Consider the following 2,384-nt stretch of genomic DNA (forward strand, 5'->3'; position numbering starts at 1 on the left):
TCGTCTTCCTCGTCGCGGTCCCGCTCTCCCTGGGCATCGCGCTCGCCTCCGGTGCCCCGGTCGCGGCCGGCATCGTCGCCGCGATCGTCGGCGGGATCGTCGCGGGGGCGGTGGGCGGGTCGGTCCTCCAGGTCAGCGGGCCCGCCGCGGGGCTGACCGTGGTGATGGCGGGGATCATCGACCAGTTCGGCTGGGCGATCACCTGCGCGATCACCGTGGCCGCCGGGGCCGTGCAGGTGCTGCTGGGGTTGAGCCGCGTCGCGCGGGCGGCGCTGGCAATCGCCCCCGCGATCGTGCACGGGATGCTCGCCGGGATCGGGGTCACCCTGGTGCTCGGCCAACTGCACATCGTGCTCGGCGGGGAGCCGGCCAGTTCCGCGGTGGCCAACCTCGTGGCCCTGCCGGGGCAGGTCGCGTCGGCCCACGACGCCGCCGCGCTCGTCGGCCTGCTGACCGTGACCGTGCTGCTCATCTGGCCCCGGCTGCCGCCGCCGGTGTCCCGGATCCCCGGCCCGCTGGCCGCGATCACCCTGGTCACGCTGCTGGCCACGGCCACGGGCATGCCGGTCGGCACGGTCGAGCTGCCCACGGAGGTCCTCACCCTCGGATTCGTGCCGCTCGCCCCCGCGGACGGCAGGTGGTTCGCCTTCGGTGTCGCGGTGCTCACCGTGGCGCTGATCGCGAGTGTCGAGTCGCTGCTGTCCGCGGTGGCCGTGGACCGGATGCACACCGGGGCGCGGGCCGACCTCAACCGCGAGCTCGTCGGCCAGGGCACCGCCAACATGACCTCGGGCGCGCTGGGCGGGCTGCCGGTGACCGGCGTGATCGTGCGCAGTTCGACGAACGTCGCGGCGGGTGCGCGCTCCCGCGCCTCCGCCGTGCTGCACGGGGTCTGGGTGCTGCTGTTCACCGTCGCCTTCGCCGGGCTCGTCCGGAGCATCCCGCTCGCGGCACTGGCCGGGCTGCTGGTGCACGTCGGCGTGAAGCTGATCGACGTGCACACCCTCCGCCGGGTGCGGGGCCACGGCGACCTGCCGCTGTACACGGTGACGTTGCTCGGGGTCGTCGTCGCCGATCTGCTCACCGGGGTGCTCGTCGGGGTCGGGCTGTCGGTGCTGCTGACGCTGCGGCGCACGATGTGGTCCGGGATCCACGTCGTCGGGCAGGGTGGGGCGTACCGCGTCGTGGTCGAGGGTGTGCTGACGTTCCTGTCCGTGCCGAGGCTGTCGTCCGTGCTGGCCACCGTCCCCGGGGGCCGTCCCGTCCGGCTCGAGCTCGTCGTGGACTACCTCGACCACGCGGCGTTCGAGTGCCTGTCCGGGTGGCAGCACGCGTACGAACGCGGCGGCGGGACGGTCGTGGTCGACGAGATCGGGCACCCCTGGTACGGCCGCGGCAAGACCCACGCGCCGACGGTGCGCAGGCAGGAGGCCACGCGGCCGGTGCCGCGCTGGCTGGCGCCGTGGTCCGAGTGGATGGCCCGGGAGCACGCGGACGACGACGGACCCGGGTCCGTCCCCGGGCAGCGGCACGGCCCGGTCCACCGGGGTGCCTCCGAGTTCCACCGGCGCACCGCACCGCTCCTGCGCCCGACGCTGAACCGGCTCGCCACCGGTACCCGCCCGCACACCCTGTTCCTCACGTGCAGCGACGCCCGGCTCGTGCCGAACGTGCTCACCACCAGCGGGCCCGGGGACCTGTTCACGGTCCGCAACGTCGGCAACTTCGTCCCGGCCGGTGCCGGGGACAGGTCCGGGGACGCGGCCGGGGACGCCGCGGGGCGACCGGCGTGCCCCGACGACGGGTCCGTCGGTGCCGCGGTCGAGTACGCCGTGGCGGTGCTCGGTGTCCGGGAGATCGTGGTGTGCGGGCACTCGTCGTGTGCGGCGATGACCGCCCTGCTCGACGGGGACAGCACGGAACTGCCCGCCCTGTCGGGGTGGCTCGTCCACGGGCACGCCAGTCTGCGCAGGCTGCGCGCGGGCGGCACGGTCCCGGTGGACGGCCGGGCACCCGATTCGACGGTGGATGCGCTCGCCCTGCACAACGTCCTGCAACAGCTCGACCACCTGCGGGCCGACCCGCTGGTGCGCGCGGCCGAGAGCCGGGGCGCGCTGCGCCTGACCGGGATGTACGTCGACGTGGGCCGGGCCCGCGTCTGTCTGCTCGATCCGGACACCGGGGAGTTCGTCTCCGCCGGGGTACCGGCCGGGTGAGCCGGCGGGGCGGCACCCCCCGGCGACCGGCCACCACCGCCGGGGTCGGCGCGGGACGGGACACCGGCCGGTACTAGTGTCGTGCCGTGACCGTGCTGGTGATCTCCGGAACCTCGACCGGTGTGGGCAAGACCGTGGTGACCGCGGCCGTCGCCGCGCTGGCGGCGC

1 protein-coding gene is annotated in these 2,384 nt (G+C 75.1%); it reads left to right on the plus strand.

The window, feature by feature from the left end:
- The coding region (locus SACPADRAFT_RS25615) for a SulP family inorganic anion transporter (protein ID WP_007027299.1) at positions 1 to 2,216 on the plus strand (2,216 nt) is incomplete at its 5' end.
- Positions 2,217 to 2,384: the final 168 nt, after the last annotated feature.

Source organism: Saccharomonospora iraqiensis subsp. paurometabolica YIM 90007 (assembly GCF_000231035.2).
In the GTDB taxonomy this organism is placed as follows: domain Bacteria; phylum Actinomycetota; class Actinomycetes; order Mycobacteriales; family Pseudonocardiaceae; genus Saccharomonospora; species Saccharomonospora paurometabolica.